14 protein-coding genes are annotated in these 19727 nt (G+C 33.8%); 12 read left to right on the top strand and 2 right to left on the bottom strand.

The features are described from left to right. Positions 1–137 precede the first annotated feature (137 nt). Positions 138–2750, top strand: a complete 2613-nt coding sequence (locus CCC31_RS00920) for a cation-translocating P-type ATPase (protein WP_290848938.1) — start codon at positions 138–140, stop codon at positions 2748–2750. A 319-nt stretch (positions 2751–3069) separates the two neighbouring features. Further along, the gene (locus CCC31_RS00915; protein ID WP_290848937.1) at positions 3070–5394 is read left to right on the top strand and encodes an amidase; all 2325 of its coding nucleotides are present in this window, start codon (positions 3070–3072) and stop codon (positions 5392–5394) included. A gap of 288 nt (positions 5395–5682) precedes the next feature. Here CCC31_RS00915 and CCC31_RS00910 read toward each other — a convergent pair whose 3' ends face one another. Further along, a complete protein-coding gene (locus CCC31_RS00910; protein ID WP_118565814.1) occupies positions 5683–7014 on the bottom strand; it encodes an MATE family efflux transporter in 1332 nt (443 codons plus the stop codon). Positions 7015–7024: 10 nt separating this feature from the next. Beyond that, the gene (locus CCC31_RS00905; RefSeq protein ID WP_290848936.1) at positions 7025–7474 is read right to left on the bottom strand and encodes a MarR family transcriptional regulator; all 450 of its coding nucleotides are present in this window, start codon (positions 7472–7474) and stop codon (positions 7025–7027) included. Positions 7475–7617: 143 nt separating this feature from the next. Between CCC31_RS00905 and CCC31_RS00900 the strand changes: the two genes are divergently transcribed. The 10 genes from CCC31_RS00900 to CCC31_RS00855 all read left to right on the top strand — a co-directional run bounded on the left by CCC31_RS00900 (position 7618) and on the right by CCC31_RS00855 (position 19722). Then, a complete protein-coding gene (locus tag CCC31_RS00900) occupies positions 7618–8418 on the top strand; it encodes a hypothetical protein (protein ID WP_290848935.1) in 801 nt (266 codons plus the stop codon). Positions 8419–8729: 311 nt separating this feature from the next. Further along, positions 8730–9287, top strand: coding sequence for a GNAT family N-acetyltransferase (locus CCC31_RS00895; protein WP_290848934.1), 558 nt, complete (start codon positions 8730–8732; stop codon positions 9285–9287). Between the two features lie 106 nt (positions 9288–9393). After that, positions 9394–10758: an MATE family efflux transporter gene (locus CCC31_RS00890; RefSeq protein WP_290848933.1), complete on the top strand. Its 1365-nt coding sequence runs from the start codon at positions 9394–9396 to the stop codon at positions 10756–10758. A 47-nt stretch (positions 10759–10805) separates the two neighbouring features. Continuing rightward, positions 10806–12050, top strand: a complete 1245-nt coding sequence (locus CCC31_RS00885) for a chloride channel protein (protein WP_363347128.1) — start codon at positions 10806–10808, stop codon at positions 12048–12050. A gap of 360 nt (positions 12051–12410) precedes the next feature. After that, positions 12411–13805, top strand: a complete 1395-nt coding sequence (gene mgtE, locus CCC31_RS00880; RefSeq protein WP_260978063.1) for a magnesium transporter — start codon at positions 12411–12413, stop codon at positions 13803–13805. A gap of 166 nt (positions 13806–13971) precedes the next feature. Then, on the top strand, positions 13972–14640 hold the full coding sequence (locus CCC31_RS00875; protein ID WP_147585775.1) for a YoaK family protein: 669 nt from the start codon (positions 13972–13974) through the stop codon (positions 14638–14640). Between the two features lie 150 nt (positions 14641–14790). Then, positions 14791–15063, top strand: a complete 273-nt coding sequence (locus CCC31_RS00870; protein ID WP_117909175.1) for an acylphosphatase — start codon at positions 14791–14793, stop codon at positions 15061–15063. Between the two features lie 705 nt (positions 15064–15768). After that, a complete protein-coding gene (locus CCC31_RS00865; RefSeq protein ID WP_290848932.1) occupies positions 15769–18822 on the top strand; it encodes a VaFE repeat-containing surface-anchored protein in 3054 nt (1017 codons plus the stop codon). Positions 18823–18999: 177 nt separating this feature from the next. Continuing rightward, positions 19000–19323, top strand: coding sequence for a YdcP family protein (locus CCC31_RS00860; protein WP_227408743.1), 324 nt, complete (start codon positions 19000–19002; stop codon positions 19321–19323). A 15-nt stretch (positions 19324–19338) separates the two neighbouring features. Further along, a complete protein-coding gene (locus tag CCC31_RS00855) occupies positions 19339–19722 on the top strand; it encodes a YdcP family protein (RefSeq protein ID WP_005423181.1) in 384 nt (127 codons plus the stop codon). Positions 19723–19727: the final 5 nt, after the last annotated feature.

Here is a 19727-nt window from a genome sequence, read left to right as displayed (position 1 = left end):
AGAACCGGAGGTCAGAGAACTATTTTTGATTTATAAGATTATCATTTGATAATTAATTAAATTTAAGTAAGTTAAACGAGACTTTTTGTGCAATGTTTATGCACAAAAGGTCTCTTTTTTATTATCAGGAGGTTGCTATGAAAGAAGTGTATCAAAAAACAAAAGAAGAATTATTTAATGAGTATGGAAATTCGAAGGGACTAAATGATGAAAAAGCAAGTGAATATCTTGAAAAGTATGGTGAAAACATATTAATTTCGAAAAAGAAAAAAAGTGTTGCAAGAGTGTTTTTAGAACAATTTGCGGATTTGCTTGTAATTATTCTTATTATAGCCGCCGTAGTGTCTATGATGACAGGAAATTCAGAAAGTACAGTTGTAATAATAGTAGTTATAGTTATGAATGCAATATTAGGGACTGTTCAGTATGTAAAAGCTGAGAAATCATTAGATTCTTTGAAAGAATTATCAGCACCTAAAACAAAAGTCCTTAGAAATGGAATAAAACAGGAATTAGAATCTAAGTATGTTGTTCCCGGGGATATTTTAATTTTAGAAACTGGAGATATGATTGTAGCCGATGGAAGAATAATTGAAAATTATTCATTGCAGGTAAATGAAAGCTCGCTTACGGGAGAGTCAACGAATGTTGATAAATTTGATAAAAATATTCAAAGTGAAGTATCATTAGCTGACAGATGCAATATGGTTTATTCAGGAAGTCTTGTTACTTATGGAAGGGCAAATGTTTTAGTAACTGCTACAGGAATGAATACTGAAATGGGAAAAATTGCTGATTTAATGAATATGACTCAGGATAAAAAGACTCCTTTGCAGATAAGCCTTGATAATTTTAGTAAAAAACTTGCATTAATAATTATGGGAATAAGTGTTGTTGTGTTTGGCCTTTCATTGTGGCAGGGAAATAAAATACTCGATTCACTTATGTTTGCAGTTGCATTAGCTGTAGCAGCAATTCCTGAGGCGTTAAGTTCAATAGTAACAATTGTTCAGGCTATGGGAACGAGAAAAATGGCAAAGGATAATGCAATTATAAAGGAATTAAAGGCAGTGGAAAGTTTAGGTTGCGTTTCTGTAATATGCTCGGATAAAACAGGAACACTAACACAGAATAAAATGACTGTACAGCAGATCTATATAGATGGCCAATGCATTATTCCCGAAGAATTGGATGTTAATAATCAGTTACACAGGTATTTGCTATATGATGCAATTTTAAATAATGATTCATCAATCCAGGGCGGAAATAATATTGGAGATCCTACAGAGACTTGTTTGCTTGAAATGGTTAAGAAAACAGATTTGCATAAAATGGGAATTTCAGATGAAGATATACGAATTTTGATGCCAAGATTAGAAGAAATTCCATTTGACTCCGAAAGAAAACTTATGAGTAGCAAATATGAAATTCATAAAGTACCAACTATCCTTACAAAAGGGGCAGTAGATGTTTTAATTGATAGAATCGAAAATATTTCGACAAGCAATGGAGTCAGAAAAATAACAAAAGAAGACAAAGAAAAGATTATAAAACAAAATCGAATTTTTTCGGAGAATGGACTTAGGGTTCTTGCATTTGTATATAAGGAATGTGAAGAGTGCCATTGCTTATCAACAAAAAGCGAGCATGATTATACTTTTATAGGTTTAGTTTCAATGATAGACCCGCCGAGAGAAGAATCAATGGAGGCAGTAAAGAAAGCAAAAGAGGCAGGAATTAAGCCTATAATGATTACAGGTGACCATAAAGTAACAGCCACAGCCATAGCAAAATCTATAGGAATATATAAAGAAGGAGATGTGGCACTTACAGGTAAAGAAGTTGATGAAATGACGGATGATGAGCTTGAAAATGTATTAGATAATGTATCTGTATATGCGAGGGTATCACCTGAAAACAAAATAAGAATAGTCGATGCATGGCAACACAAAGGAAATATAGTTGCAATGACAGGAGATGGTGTAAATGATGCGCCTGCTTTAAAGAAAGCGGATATAGGAATAGCTATGGGAATAACAGGAACAGAAGTTTCAAAAAACGCTGCTGATATGATCTTAGCAGATGATAATTTCGCAACTATTATTAAAGCAGTTTTAAATGGAAGGAATGTATATAGAAATATTTTGAACGCAATATTGTTTTTATTATCCGGAAATTTGGCAGCTATTTTAGTAGTACTTTATTGTTCATTAATGGCATTAGACGTTCCATTTAAACCGGTTCATTTGCTATTTATTAATTTGCTTACTGATTCATTGCCGGCACTTGCAATTGGGATGGAGCCATCTGATAACTTATTATTAAAGAAGAAACCAAGAAATCCTAAGACAGGCATTTTTACACGAAATATATCTATAAAGTTAATTGTTTACGGTATATTAATAGGAACTGTAACATTAAGTGCTTTTTATATAGGGGATAAGATTAATCCGCTTACTGCAAGTACAATGGCATTTGCAACATTAACACTTGCCAGATTATTTCATGGATTTAATTGTAGAAGTGAAAGCTCTATTTTTAAAATTGGAATTAAAAGTAATTTATGGAGTGTAGCAGCATTTGCTATAGGAACTTTAATGCTTGGATTTGTAATTTTTGTAAAATTTATGCATTCAATGTTTATGATTGCTCCGTTAACGGGTATTCAGATTATTGAAATAATTGCATTAGCATTTGTGCCAACCGTTATAATTCAGGGAGTCAAAGTAGTAGTTGAAAAAATAAATTAAAACAGTTATTTAATTTATTTATATTTTTAATTTTGAAAGGGGATAGTTTATTTAGGAATGTGATAAGTAAATTTAGTAAAAAAAGTATGAAAAATTAGTGACAATTAAAAAATATGATGTTATAGTACCGCCTAACGAAATAAATAACAAACAAGGACGTTTGGATTTGCACATTGTGTAATGAAAAACGTCTTATTTTTTTCGTTATTAAATCATGAAAGAAACAAATATAAATGAAGTTTATTTTCAAATGTTTCCCATGATTAGCCGCTGACCAAAGTTATGCGACAATACATATTATACAAGGAGAAAAAAGCCTATGAGAAAAGAAATGTTAAAGAAAAGTATTGGAACAATTGTGATGACAATTGCTTTAGTAGGAACATCAATACCCGGCGTTACTGTTAGTCCTGTTAAAGTAAATGCAGATGTTGCAACTACAGTAAGTGCATCATCAAATGAAGTAGGAAAACTTGAAAGTATTTTCACTACAATTGATTTAATGGATGCTTCCATTAGTGAATTGGAAACGGCAATGGAAAAAGGAGAACTTACTGCAGAGCAGTTAGTACAGATGTATATAGACAGAATAAATGCATACGATAAATCGCTTAATTTAAATTCTATTATTACAATTAATTCAAAAGCTTTGGATGAGGCAAAAGAATTAGATAAGGAAAGAGCGGCAGGAAAAATAAAAGGAAAACTTCATGGTATCCCAATTATTGTAAAAGATAATTACGATGTTGAAGGTATGCCGACAAGTGCAGGATGTAAGGCATTGAAAGATTCAATTGCACCTGATGACTCTTATGCGGTTAAAAAATTAAAAGAAGAAGGCGCAATTATATTAGCAAAGGCAAATATGTCTGAGTTTGCATCAAGTGGTTCAAATTCCCGTTCAACATTAGGAGGAGCTGTTCATAATGCATACGACACAGAAAGAACAGCAGCAGGTTCTTCAGGAGGTACAGCAGTTGCCATAACATCAAATTTTGCAACAGCAGGTTTAGGAACAGATACAGGTTCATCAATTAGACGTCCGTCATCATTCTCTAATTTGTATGGCTTAAGACCTTCAAAAGGATTAACATCAATTGATGGCGTTGTTCCGCTTAATGGAGATAGAGATGTAACAGGACCTATTTGTAGGAGTGCAGAAGATTTGGCAACAATTATGACAGCAATTGCGGGAACAGATGCTAATGACAGTTATACAGTTGATGCAAATGCAGATTCATTAAAACCTGCAAACGGATATGAATCAGGACTTAAAGCAGATGGCTTAAAAGGAAAGAAAATAGGTTATTTGTCAAATTCATTTGGATATTATGTGGCAAATGATGATTATGATGCGGGTGAAAGAACTACAGAATTAGACAGTAAAATTAGTGACATGGTTGAGAAAGCAAAGGAAAATTTGGAAGCAGGAGGCGCTGAATTAGTAGATATTTCACAGTATATTCCTGAATCACTTATTACTTCTCTTAGACAGGCAGCACCTTATGCAAATGTATTTGAATGGGATTTAGATACATACTTTGCATCGCTTGGACCTGCAGCACCTATTAAAACTGCATATGAATTAATCAATAATTATAAATATGGAGAAGATTATACTAATATAAGTATTAGAAATCCAATTGAAGATTTTTCGACAATGACAAATCCAAGAACTACAGAAAACTGGCAGTCATGCTGGAATGGAATGGTTAATTTCAGAACAACAATTTCTAACATTTTGAAAGAGCAAGATATTGATGCAGTTGCATATGTATCACAGACAGATGTGGCAGATATTGAAACAACTTCTAACAACAAAAATAATGCAGCTTCATATATAAATTACTTTGGACCTGTAGCAGGATTACCTGATATGATGATTCCAATGGGATTTGCTAAAGCTGACCCGGATAATGGATATGAAACAGAAATGCCACTTGGTATGTCATTATTTACAAGTTATGGAAATGAAGAAAAGCTTATTGAAATTGCATATTCTTATGAACAGACAGCAGGAGAGAGCATAAGAAAACAGCCATCTACAGTTCCTGCATTAGAGGATAAGAACGTTGATAAATTCTTAGATGAATTAATTGATAAAACTGATAGCATTGATTTTAGCGAGTACACAGTTTATCCAAATGGTAAGGTAAATGTATTGTTAAATAAATATGCAGAGGCTACAGAAGTTGACAGAAGCGATGTATATGAAACATATGAAGCTACATATGATTTGGCAAAGGCTTACGATTCATTAATGAATAAATTACTTGCAAATAAAAAAGTAACTACACCTGTAACAGACAAAACACCTACAGCAAATACATCTACTGTAACAACACCTACAACAGAAACTGTAAGTGCACCGGCAAAAGCAAAGATTTCAAAGATTAAAAAAGCAAAGAAGTCTATGAAGATTGCCATTAGAAAACAGGCCGGTGTCAAAGGATATCAGATTAAATATTCAACATCAAAGAAATTTGTGGCTAAGAAAACAAAGACAGTAATTACATCAAAAGCTACAGTGACAGTTAAGAAAATAAATGTTAAAAAGACATACTATGTTAAAGTAAGAGCTTATAAACTTATTGATGGCAAAGTAACATACGGTGCTTATTCAAAAGTAAAGAAAGTAAGTTAATAAATGACTACAAATAAATAGTTTTGATAAAATGTAATTAGTTATTAAAAATAAAATATTATGTAAAAGATATAATTACAAATTAATAAAAATACGGATATTCAGGTTTTAACTGATATGTGTAAAAATTTAGAACACATATCACAAACTTAGAATACCCGTATTTTTTATATACGTGAATATTGAAAATACATAGGATTTACAATTATAAATTTAGAATATTTTTTGCCAACATAGAACATTGTATAAGTGCTTTGCCAAAAGAAAACTTCGATGTGTAAAAAATATTTAAATATAATGGTAAACTTTTCTTTTTCTAATTAAACATGTAACAGTTACGCATAATGTTAATAATTCTGCAATTGCTACTGAAATCCATATACCATTTATTCCCAAAATCATAGGAAGAATAAGTACTACAGATAATTGGAATACAAGCGTTCTTAAAAACGAAATTGCAGCAGATATTAAACCGTTATTTAAAGCAGTAAAGAATGATGAACCAAATATATTAAAGCCATTAATTAAAAAAGCAAAGCAAAATATTTGGAAACCATGTTTAGTCATGAGAAATAGGTCAGCGTTATAACCGACAAACAATTTGGCAAGAGGTCCTGCAATTAATTGTGCGATTACAAATAACATAATACCCCATGAGCCAATAAGACTAATGCTTTTCTTAAATAAATTCTTTAGTTCATTATCATTTTTAGCTCCATAGTGAAAACTTATTATAGGAGCACTTCCAATAGAATAGCCTAGGAATATTGCAATAAATATAAAATTAACATACATAATGGTTCCATATGCTGCAACACCGTTTTCTCCGGCAAATTTCATCAACTGATAATTGTAGATAGAATTAACGATTGAGCTTGATAAATTTGTCATTAACTCAGAAGAACCATTTGTGCAGGTCTTAATCAATATTTTTAAATTAAAATGTGTTTTTCCTAATTTTAATTTACTGCTGTTGTTTCTTGAAAAATAAAAAATAGGGATAAGTCCACCGATGCATTCACCACAAACAGTAGCAAGAGCTGCACCTGCGAGACCAAAATTAAGAACAGCAATAAATAAAAAGTCAAGAATCATATTTGTTACACCCGCAGCTATAATAACAAATAAACCTAACTTTGGTTTCTCAGCAGTAACGAAAAAACTTTGAAAAACATTTTGCAACATAAAAAACGTTAATGATGCAAAACTGATTCTTGCATATAAAACACAATTATTAAGTAATTCACCTTCGGCACCAAGGGCGGTTACAAGAGGTTTAACGAAAAAGAAACCTGAAAGTGAGAATAGTAAACCACCAATTAATGTAGCGTAAACGAGAAATGAAAAGTATTCATTTGCCTTTTCGGGTTCATTTTCACCAAGAGTTTTTGCAACAATGGCGCTACCTCCGGTACCTATCATAAAACCAATGGCACTAAGTCCCATTAAAAGAGGCATAACAAGATTAATTGCTGCAAAAGCAGTTCGCCCAACAAAATTTGAAACAAATAAACCATCTACAACACCATAAATGGATGTAAAAATCATCATTATTATTGATGGTAGAACAAATTTTAATAATTTATTTAATGTAAAATGATCTGATAATTGTATTTGCATTATAATCTCCTTATAGTTTTGACAATTCTTCTCTTAAAGCAGAATTGTATTTTCGGTATAATTTAAGCATTAATTCACATTCCTCATTTTTAAGAGAAGAAAAAGCGTTATTTTCCATTTCTATGACGGGATATATTTTTTCAGAAACAAATTGCTTCCCGCTTTCAGTTAAATAAATATACATTCCACGACCTTTTCCGGGTGTTAATGTAAGATAGCCCTGTTGTTCAAGTTTTCTGATTGATGAATTAACAGTTTGCTTAGGAAGACATGAAGAACGGCAAATATCACGCTGCATACAACCGTCGCCGGCTTCGCAAAGATAATAAAATATATCAAAAATGCTGTCTGACATATTAAGCTTAATTGCTAAATCATGATAAATATCATTAAAATCTTTATAGATATGATTAAATTCGATGAGTGCAGGACTCATATTTGGATAATTATCTGTTTTCATTATTTACCATCCTCTTCTTTAAATTTAAGTCTGATTTCGTACTCGTAGAAGTATAGTCCGATTACGGACTCGTGTCAAGAGGAAAATTTAAGAAGGAGTTTAGCAATTGAAATTAATGAAAGTGTGTTATAATGAGCATAAAAATGTATAAGTATTGGATAATTGTTAGAACTTTGTTGATTGAAGAGATGACGAATAAAAACAAGGAGTTTATTACAAATAAAAGTAATGTTTGTAATTATGAATATATGGTGGAGGATAAAATGGTAATAGAATATTTACCTATCTTAGAACAAAAAGACAATAAAATATTAACAATAGGAAAAATAGATAGAACAAAGGCACACACAAATCCGCCTGTTTTACATGCTACTTCAATTATTGTAGCTGTACTTCCTGATGGGAAAATTATTTTAACTGATAAAACAGAAAAACAAATAAAAAAAGGAAGGAATGTCAAAAAGAATAGTCATATATATGATACTTTCGGAGGACATATGACATATGAAAGTGTTCCAAAAGATGAATTTGACACGGGATTAAGTATAGATACTTATAGAAAATGTGCCTATAAAGAATTATCAGAAGAACTTTTAAGATTAGATAAAGATGGTAAAAGAAAAAAGTTTATACCTAAAATAGAGAGGTTTAAATTTGTAGGATTATATGGAATTGAAAATGACCATAACAAAGAAATTTCAGGAGTATTTGCATATTTTTTAGAGGACTATGGTCCGTATGCATCTGAAGATACATTAATAACAAATGGAGAAGAAGAAAATATCATACAACCGATATGTGTAGTTGATTGGGAGAAACTAAACGCAATGTATACCAAAGGAAAAGAAGGAAATATATTCATTTCTGATGGAATAGGAAGAGTATTAGAAAAAGATAATGGAGAGATTTTGAAAAAATGTATTTATGATAATTTGAAAATTTAATTATAAGTGAAATCGTGACATAATTAAAGAAAGAACGCTCTCGCTGCTTGCCACTCGCAACAGTCCTGAATTTTCAAAGATATTTTACTATTATAAGTTTCACTTCTAAAGTAAAATATCTTTGGAAATTTGGACCGGCGGTGACAAATGCACTTTTTTTAATTATGTCACGATTTTACAATAATAAAAATAAATATAGTTAGTAATTTTAGGAGAAAACAAAATGAACGAAGTTCATTTTATATAAATGTTTCCGACGAATAGCCGCCGACCGAAGGGCGGGGGCTATACATATTTTACAGGAGAATAAAATGATTAGAACAGTAAGATTAGATGATGTGGAAGAACTATTAAGAATATATTCATATTATGTAGAAAATACAGCAATTACATTTGAATATGATGTACCAACGGTAGATGAATTTAGAAAAAGAATAGAAACAATAACAGAAAAATACCCATATTTTGTATATGAAGAAAATGGAAAAATAATCGGATATGCATATGCAAATACATTTAAAGATAGAGCAGCTTATGACTGGGCGGTTGAGATGACAATATATATGGATAAAGATTCAAGACATAAGGGGAGTGGCAAAAAATTATATGAAACGCTTGAAAAGGCACTTAAAAAGCAAAATATTACTAATTTATATGCATGTATCGGATATCCTGAAGTTGAAGATGAATATCTTACTAAAAACAGTGTAAGCTATCATGAACATTTAGGATATAGATTTGTTGGAGAGTTTAAAAAATGTGGTTATAAGTTTAACAGATGGTATAATATGGTTTGGATGGAAAAAATAATCGGAGAGCATAAAGAAAATGCAAAGCCGGTATTAATATTTAAAGAAATTGAAAAATAAATTTAGGTTAAAAGTAATTAAGTCTTTATGTATTGATTAATGCTAATTATTTTAGAACTAAATAGTATTACACATTAAAATTTGAAGAAAACAGGAATTTTATTTTATGAAACGAATAGATTTTGAAAACGGAAAAATAACAAGTAATATTTTAAATGCTGCCATTCCAATGCTGATTGCACAAATCTTAAGTCTTTTGTATAACATTGTTGATAGAATTTATATTGCAAGAATTCCTAAAATAGGAACAACTGCTTTAGGAGCAGTTGGATTGTGTTTTCCGATAATTATAATAATAACAGCTTTCAGTAATCTGTTTGGAAGTGGTGGAGCACCAATTTTCTCAATTAAAAGAGGAATGAAAGAAAATGAAAAAGCTGCAATTATAATGAATACTTCTTTTTCAATGCTTTGTTTTGGCGGAATAATTTTAATGGCTGTTGGAATTTTATTTGCAAAGCCAATTTTATATTTATTTGGTGCATCAGACAGTGCGATTACATATGCATATCCATATATGATAATTTATCTGATAGGAACAATTCCATCTATGATTTCAACCGGGATGAATCCTTTTATTAATGCACAGGGATATGCAACTACGGGAATGATATCGGTTGCCATAGGAGCGATTGCAAATATAGTGCTTGATCCTATATTTATATTTGCTTTAAATATGGGAATTGAAGGGGCAGCAATTGCAACAGTTGTTTCACAGTTTATGTCTGCAGTTTTTGTGCTTTATATATTAAGAAAGAAAACTGAATATAAAGTCAGATTTATTCGAAAAACAGAAATTAAAAAGTGCATTTATTTTGCAAAAAATATTGTAAGCCTTGGAACGGCAGGATTTATTATGCAGTTAACAAATAGTCTTGTTTCAATTTGCTGTAATAATGTTTTATCTGTTACAGGTGGAGATGTATATGTGTCAGTAATGACAATTATATCAAGTGCAAGACAAATGATTGAAACGCCTATTTATGCAATAAATGAGGGCGCGTCGCCAATATTAAGTTTTAATTATGGTGCCGGGAAGGCAGACAATGTAAAGAAATCAATTAAAGTAATGATGTGCTTAGTACTTATCTATACAGCTGTTATGTGGGGAATTATTATAACAAAACCAGAATTTATAATAGGTATATTTAGTTCTGATAAAACATTATTTAAAGATGCAGTGCCTGCACTTAAAATATATTTTGCTGCATTCATATTTATGGATTTACAGTACATAGGACAGACAGTGTTTAAATCATTAAACAAAAAGAAACAGGCAATATTTTTCTCTTTGCTAAGAAAGGTAATTATTGTAGCTCCGCTTACATATACACTCCCTTATGTATTTAATATGGGAACAGATGGTGTGTTTATGGCAGAACCAATATCAAATGTAATAGGTGGAAGTATGTGTTTTATTACAATGCTTGCAACAGTAATGCCTGAATTGAAAAGAATGAAGAAAAATTGAAAGTAACTGGAAGTTAAAATACTTTCCAAATTAAGGAGCAAAGAAAAATGAAATCCGAAAATAAAGTTGGCATAATGAAAGATAAAAATGAAGTTGATATAAAAACAATATTGGTATTTAAGTACATAATAATGGCGATAATTGTAGGGATAATTGTAGGAATAATTGATACAATTTTCGGAAGAGGATTGATAGAAATATCTGATTTTAGAAATAAAAATTATAAGTTTTTACTTCCTTTTTTACCAATTGCCGGATTATTTATTACATGGATGTATCATAAGTTTAATGAACTTAGTTTAAAAGGAATGACCCTTGTGTTTGAAACAAGGCAGCAAAAGAGAAATTCTATTCCGTTAGCACTTGTACCACTTGTAATGGTTGGAACATGGATAACACATTTGTTTGGCGGAAGTGCCGGAAGAGAAGGTGTGGCAGTACAGATAGGAGCAACATTATCACATGCTTTTGGAAAAAAATTAAAAATGCCTGATAATAGTAAAGTAATGCTTATAACAGGTATGGCAGCAGGATTTGGTGGACTTTTTCAGACACCGCTTACAGCTGTGTTCTTTGCAATTGAAGTAATAGTTGCAGGCTATATGGATTACGAAGCTATACTTCCTGCAATGATAGGGGCATTTGTCGCTTCTTTCACATCGCATACTTTAGGACTTGAAAAGTTTGAAGTCAATTTAAATCAGACAATTAATATGACGGATGCAAAAAATGGAATTGCTATAATTGTTTTAGGAATTGCATTTGGTATTGTAGGAAGACTTTTTTCTGTATTTTTACAGAAATCAAAGAAATTTATGAGTGAAAAAATTGCAAATCCATACATGCGAATCGGTATAATTTCTATTCCACTTGCAATATGCCTTCTATTTATTTTTTCAGGAAGATATACAGGACTTGGTACAAATCTTATATCAGAGGCATTAGGTGGAAATGAAGTATATTATTATGATTGGATTTTAAAATTGCTATTTACAATTGTAACCTTAGCAATAGGATTTCAGGGTGGTGAAGTAACACCGCTGTTTTCAATAGGAGCAACATTAGGAGTGGTTTTAGGCAGCTTATTTGGAATATCTCCTATAGTGTGTGGTGCGCTTGGTTATGCAGCGGTATTTGGAAGTGCGACAAATACTTTAATTGCACCAATAATGATAGGAATAGAAGTATTTGGAGGAACAAATATGTTACCGTTTGTTATCGTGTGTGCAGTTGCGTACATAGTTAATGGAAATGCTTCGATTTATTCTGCCCAGCAGAAATCAGTAATGTAAAATGTAAATTATTATCATAAAAAGAATGTGTTAAATTTATGTAAATATTTATTTGAAAGTTGAATTTATCAGAATCCGGTGTTAGAATATCGGAGAAAAAGAAAGTAAATGGAGGTGAGTTTCATGGATAGTTGCGATAGTACAGGGCGAAGTTATATATACAGTGAAAAGCGATGGCATATAAATATGTGGCTATCTATGAGACTTATTTAGCTACATAATATAGATATACGCCTTTAATAACACTGCATCAGATTTATGCCTTTACGTCACAGCAATGTAACTAAACGGTCTACTTAAGAGAAATCTGGAGTAGTGTTTTTTGTATGCTTAAATTAAGCAGGTAAAGAGGAGGCTGACATGGAAAAGACAGTTGTAAGAAATAATTATGTAGAAGAACTTGTAAATTTAATAAGAAGTGATTTAGATAAAGAAGAATTACTTGAACAAATATCTAATTATCATGAAAATGATATTGCAGATGCGTTGGAAAAATTATCGGAAGATGAAAGAAAAAAATTATATCCGATTTTAGGTGCAAAAAGAATTTCTGAAATATTTAGCTATTTAGAAGAAAATACCAGACAATATTTTGATGAGTTATCAGTGGAGAGTGCGGCTAAGGTAATTTCCCTTATGGATTCTGATGATGCTGTAGATGTACTTGAGCATTTAGAGGATTCAAAGAGAAAAGAGATTGTAAAAAAGTTAGATGGAGATGCAGTTGCTGATGTAAGAATGATTTTATCATTTGATGATAGCGAAATCGGTAGTTGTATGACAACTAACTTTGTATGTATAAGCAATAATCTCACAATCCGTCAGGCAATGAGCGAATTGGTAAAACAGGCAGGAGAGAATGATAACATTACAACAATATATGTGATGGATGAAAATAAAAAATTTTTTGGAGCAATAGATTTAAAGGATTTAATTATTGCCAGAGAATATGATAAGTTAGATGATTTGATTAGTCATTCGTATCCGTTTGTATATGGACATGAGAAAATTGAAGATTGCATAGATAGAATAGTTGAATACGCTGAGGATTCCATTCCGGTTTTATCAGCAGACAGATTTATAATTGGTGTAATTACGTCAGAAGATATTGTAGAAATGGTAGATGATGAGATGGGAGATGATTATGCTAAGTTAGCCGGTTTAACAGAAGAGGATGACTTGCAGGAAAGTGTAATTAAAAGTACAAAAAAGAGACTTCCATGGCTTATAGCTTTGCTTTTCCTCGGAATGGCAGTATCTTCAGTTGTTGGAATGTTTGAATCTGTTGTAGCAATACTTCCAATAGTAATATGTTTTCAGTCTTTGGTATTAGATATGGCGGGAAATGTAGGAACACAGTCTCTTGCAGTTACAATTCGTGTTTTAATGGACGAAAACCTAACGGGAAAACAGAAGATAGGATTACTAAGCAAAGAAATAAAAATAGGGCTATTAAATGGAGTACTGTTGGCAATAATGGCACTTACATTTCTTGGAGTATACATACATTTATTTAAGAACTATGGATGGTTAAATTCATTTATGATTTCAGGTTGTGTAGGAGCAGCTTTAATCGTTGCAATGGTTATTTCAAGTATGGTTGGAACGGTTATACCAATGTTTTTCCACAAAATAAAAATTGACCCGGCAGTAGCTTCAGGACCTTTAATTACTACGGTAAATGATTTAGTAGCTGTAGTAACATATTATGGTCTTTCAATGATGTTTTTAATTGATATTTTCAAAATAGCATAAGCATATGGCTTGACGTATGCTTATAAGATATCTATAATCGTGTTTGGTAAAAATTTTTTATTTAAATACCATATAAGAAAATAAAATAAACAAATTAGATTTTAACGGATTTATTCAAAAAACATCAAATAAATGTGATGAAAATACAATTATAGGAGTGATTGAAATGAATAAGACTAGGCAAATGTCAGAAACAATAAGACTTGGAATGCTTCTTGCTGTGTCAGGTGGATTTATGGATGCATACTCATACATAGAAAGAGATCAGGTATTTGCTAATGCACAGACAGGAAATATGTTGTTATTTGGTGTAAATTTATCTGAGGGAAATTTTTCAGTGGCAATGAGATATTTCCTCCCGGTATTAGCTTTCGCATTAGGGATTGCGTTAGCTGAGATTGTGCATAAAAAAGATTTGAATTTACTTCATTGGAGACAGGCAGCAGTTTTGGTAGAAGCACTTATATTACTTGGAGTAGCATTCTTTCCACAAAATATGAATCTGCTTGCAAATTCATTAACATCATTTGCATGTGGAATACAGGTTGAGAGCTTTAGAAAAATAAGAGGAAACGGAATTGCCACGACAATGTGTATTGGAAATATGAGAAGTGGAACTCAGAATTTATGTAATTATTTACAGGATAGAGATATTGAGAATTTAAAGAAAGCTTTATTATATTATGGAATTATTATCTGCTTTATTTGTGGAGCTATAATAGGAAATTCCTTTATAAAAATATTTGCAGAGAAAGCAATATTATGTTGCTCAGCACTTTTATTTTTTGCATTTATACTAATGTTTATAGATTACGAAAGAGAAAAAGAACAATAAAAAATATTATAATAAATAAGCTGTCTATTTACAGGTTTGGTTGGTAAGTAGGCAGCTTTTAGTTTATAATAAAACACAAAGAATATAACAAGATTAAAATTTAAATGATAAAAATAGAATTAAAAATAAAAGGACAAGGTGGATAATTTTATGAATGAAAAGATTAGAAAACATATATTTTTTTATGGAAGAGTTCAAGGTGTAGGATTTAGATATTATTCAGTTTATAAAGCAAGGCAATTAGGACTTACAGGCTGGGTGAGAAATTTGTATGATGGCTCAGTAGAAATGGAAGTCCAGGGAGAGGAAAGAAGTATAGACGAACTGATAATGTTTTTAGAAAATCAGAGATTTATTCTAATAGAAAGAATGGATGCTAAGTCAATTAAATTAGAAGAAGATTATGATTTTTATGAGAGATAAAAAGACAGGCGTTTATGCTAATAGTAAAAAAATGATATAAAAATGAAAATTTGTAATAGAACAATACTTGCAAGGGTGTACAAAGGGAACATAATAAAAAACTTAATAATGGACTGCCAATTTTACACAAAGTACCACCCAAACGAGACTATGGGTGGTATTTTTGTATCGTGGTGGAGAAAGGAGCCGCTGTTGTAAAAATGTGGTCAAACCAAGAAAAACCTGTGCGAAAGCAAGTGAAAAATCTCTGTGAAGTAGTGGCATACGCCATGCACAGCTCGGGAAAGACTTCCCTCGCTGTATGGCTGTCGCCCTATAAAATAGCAAAAATAGACGCCCTTGCAAGTAAACTTGCAGGGCGTTATTTTCACTATTTTGCATGGCTCGTAGCGTTCACAAAATCTTCACAAATAATTAGCACTCAATGCTTGTTATTGTGACGTTGGTTTTGTCTAGTTTCATATAGTCCCGTAACGCCCTAGTTACAAGGGTTTCACGGATTTTGAAAATTTGTAGCTGTTCATCAAAAATCGTCATTTTTCAGAAATTTGGGGTCAAAATTGGCGTCAGATAGCACACCAGAGAGAAAAATTAAATATTTTATAGACTATGGAACGTACACTTTTGGCGTTCCTTTTCTATTTCCAGTCGTTCAGAAATGAGCGTCTTTTTTCATACCCAAAATCGAAAGGAGAAAGAGAAAATATGAATAAGCTAGTAAAGCGATTGCTGACAGGAACGCTTGCTTTTGCAACCATTCTCACGGCATTACCAGTGACGGCGGTTCATGCTTCCGGCAATCAATACTGGACAGAATCAGCAGAACGTGTCGGCTACATTGAACACGTTATGAATGATGGTTCTATCAAATCTACATTCAATGAGGGACACATGAAAGTTGAGGGCGAAACTGCCTACTGCGTGGACATCAACACCAATTTCAAGAATGGATATAAAACACGTTCTGACGCAAGCACCCGTATGAGTAGCGATCAGATTGCAGACGTTGCTCTTTCCTTAGAGTACGTCAAGCAATATACCGCTTCTCATACGAACTTGAATTACAAACAAGGTTATCTGTTGGAACAGTGTGTTGTCTGGCAGAGATTGAGTGAACAACTCGGCTGGCAGTGCGATAACGTCAGAGCTTCCTATAATGAAATCTCACAGGCAGTACAGAATGAAGTGTATGCTGGTGCGAAAGCATTTGTGAAAGCAAACAAAGGACGCTATGAATGTGGCGGTTACATTTATACTGGCGAAGGACAGGACATCGGACAGTTCTGGGCGAAGTTAAATGTGGGAAATGCAAAGGTTAAAAAGACTTCTTCCAATCCCACGGTCACAGATGGCAACGCCAACTATTCCTTTGAGGGTGCGACATTTGGTGTCTATTCTGATAAGAGCTGTAACAGCCAGCTTGCCACACTTACTGCCGATGGAAACGGCGATACAAAAGAAGTTGAGGTTAAAGCCGGAACAGTTTACATCAAAGAACTTTCTGCTCCAAAAGGATATAAGCTGGATTCTACTGTCCATGCTTTAAATGTGGAAGTTGGAAAAACAGCGACTTTGACTGTTGCTGACACTCCAAAGGTCACAGAAACTTTGATTGATTTATTTAAGATTGACATGGAAACAGGAAAATCTACTCCACAGGGAAATGCTTCTTTAGAGGATGCAGAGTTCACATGGAGCTATTATGACGGATACTACAATGCAGATAATCTTCCTGCAAAGGCTACCCGTACATGGACAAGCAAAACCGTTGCCGAAAAAGATAGTGACGGAACTATCCATTATGTATCCAGACTTGCTGACAGCTACAAGGTATCCGGCGACAGCTTCTATACACAAGACGGAAAAAATGTACTGCCACTTGGTACACTCACTGTCACAGAAACAAAAGCACCAAACGGTTATTTATTAGAGGGTGCATATATGCAGGCTGACGGAAGTTCTGAACAGATTAAGGGAACATACCTTACACAGATTTCCGAAGCTGGCGAACTTGCCGTACTCTCTGGAAGCAATCAGTATTCCGTATCCGATAAGGTTATCCGTGGCGGTGTGAAAATCCAGAAACGTGACCTTGAAACAAAGGATACCAAAGCACAGGGAAGTGCGACCTTACAGTACACAGAGTTCAACATCATTTCCTTAAATGATAGCCCTGTACTGGTTGAGGGAAAATTATATAACAAAAATGAAACCGTAAAGAAAATTCAGACAGGCATTGACGGAATTGCTTCTACTTCTGCTGATTTACTCCCTTACGGAAATTACAGATTAGAAGAAAGCAAAGCACCAGAGGGTTACTTAACAGACGGTGCAAAAGCAATCGACTTTTCTATCACGGAAGATGGAAAAATCGTGGACTTGACTGACAAATCCCACTCTGTCTACAACCAGATTAAGCGTGGCGATATTGAGGGTGTAAAAATCGGTGCAGGTACACACAAACGTCTTGCAGGTGTTCCATTCAGAATTACAAGCAAGACAACGGGAGAATCCCATATTGTAGTCACGGACAAAAACGGGCAGTTTTCCACTGCTTCAAGCTGGGCTTCCCATAAGGTCAATACTAATGCCGGAAAATCCAGTGAGGACGGTGTATGGTTTGGAACTTCTGAACCAGACGACAGCAAAGGTGCATTACTCTATGATACCTATGTGATTGAGGAATTAAAGTGTGATTCCAACGCCGGATTTAAGCTGATTCCAGCTTTTGAGATAGTCGTATCCAGAAATAAAGTGACCATTGATTTAGGTACGCTTACCGATGAATACGAAAAAGAAATCACAATCCATACCACAGCTACCGACAAGAAAACAGGCGAAAAGATGATTGTTGCCGGAAAAGACATCAAGATCGTGGACGAAGTCACACTTGATGGATTGGAAACAGGCAGAAAATATAAACTTTCCGGCTGGCAAATGGTAAAGGAAGAAAACGCCGAACTTCTGATTGACGGGAAACGTGTAGACAGTGATTATACCTTTACTGCTGACAACGAAAAAATGACGGTTAAGATTACTTACAACTTTGATGGCTCATCTCTTGGCGGTCAGAACCTTGTTACTTTTGAAGAATTATACGATATGAGCAACCCGAAAGAACCTGTCAAGGTTGCAGAACACAAAGACATCAACGATGAGGGGCAGACTGTTCTTATCACAGAACGTATCATCAAAATCCATACGACTGCTACGGACAAGAACGGCAAGAAAGAAATCGAAGCCGGAAAAGATGTAACGATTGTGGATAAGGTCACATTAGATGGGCTGGAAGTTGGAACAAAATACAAACTTTCCGGCTGGCAGATGTTAAAAGAGAAAAATGCAGAACTTCTGATTGATGGAAAGAAAGTATCCAATGATTATGAGTTTACAGCCGACAATGAAAAAATGACGGTTGAGATTGCCTTTACCTTTGATGGTTCTTCTCTTGGTGGCAAGAGCCTTGTCACATTTGAGGAATTATACGATATGAGCAATCCAGACGAACCAAAGAAAGTGACAGAACATAAGGACATCACAGACGATGGACAGACTGTGACAATCAAGGAAGTGCCGGAAGTCCCAGACACACCAAAGGATACCGACACGCCGGATACACCATCTACGGTTACTAAGACAAGTGACAGTCCAAAAACAGGCGACAATACCAATATCTATGCTTATCTTGCCATGCTCGGTCTTTCCTGCGTAGGGCTTGGCGGTATGCTTTATTTCAAACGCCGTAGAAAAAAATCGTAAGGCGGTAACATAGCGGTTGGTAGAGCGTTCAAGGTCGCCACCCTTTTTGCAACTTCACGCTCCCGTGAAGCTCTGATTTACGGGAGCGTGAAGTCCACTAGGGGCGTGGGGAGTGTAGCTCCCCACAAAGTACAGCAGGAAAGAAACTAAAACAGAAAGAAAAGAGGTCAATCATTTATGGAATTAAGATTTGTCGTACCAAACATGGAAAAGACATTCGGAAACTTGGAGTTTGCCGGAGAAAATACTACGGAACAGCAGAGAATCAACGGGCGTATGGCTATCATTACCAGAAGCTACAACCTGTATTCCGATGTGCAGAGAGCTGATGATGTAGTTGTGACGCTTCCTGCCAAAGCTGGCGAAAAACATTTCTCGCCGGAGCAGAAAGTCAAACTTATCAATCCACGAATCACTACCGATGGTTATAAAATCGGGGAACGTGGATTTGTCAATTACATCTTACTTGCAGACGATATGTTACCAGCAGAAAGTAAATAAGGGGGTATTCAGATTATGAGATTAGCAAATGGAATCGTCATTGATAAAGAAAAGACTTTTGGAGTGTTGAAGTTCTCCGCATTACGCCGTGAGGTTCATGTACAGAATGAAGATGGAACGGTCAGTGAAGAAATCAAGGAGCGTACTTACGATTTAAAGTGCAACACACAGGGACGCATGATACAGGTATCCGTTCCGGCGACTGTTCCGTTAAAGGACTATGACTACAACGCCGAAGTGGAACTTATCAATCCTGTTGCAGATACGGTAGCCAATGCAAATTACCGTGGTGCAGATGTGGACTGGTATGTAAAAGCAGACGATATTGTTTTGAAGAACAAAGGCACTCATGCCGGAAATCCACAGAACAATGCTCCACAGCAACCGCCGAAGAAATAAGAGGT

It is taken from the genome of Eubacterium sp. LMAG:50 (genome assembly GCF_008680265.1).
Classification (GTDB): Bacteria; Bacillota; Clostridia; order Lachnospirales; family Lachnospiraceae; genus Eubacterium_U; species Eubacterium_U album.
This window is presented reverse-complemented; position numbering and strand designations above follow the sequence as displayed.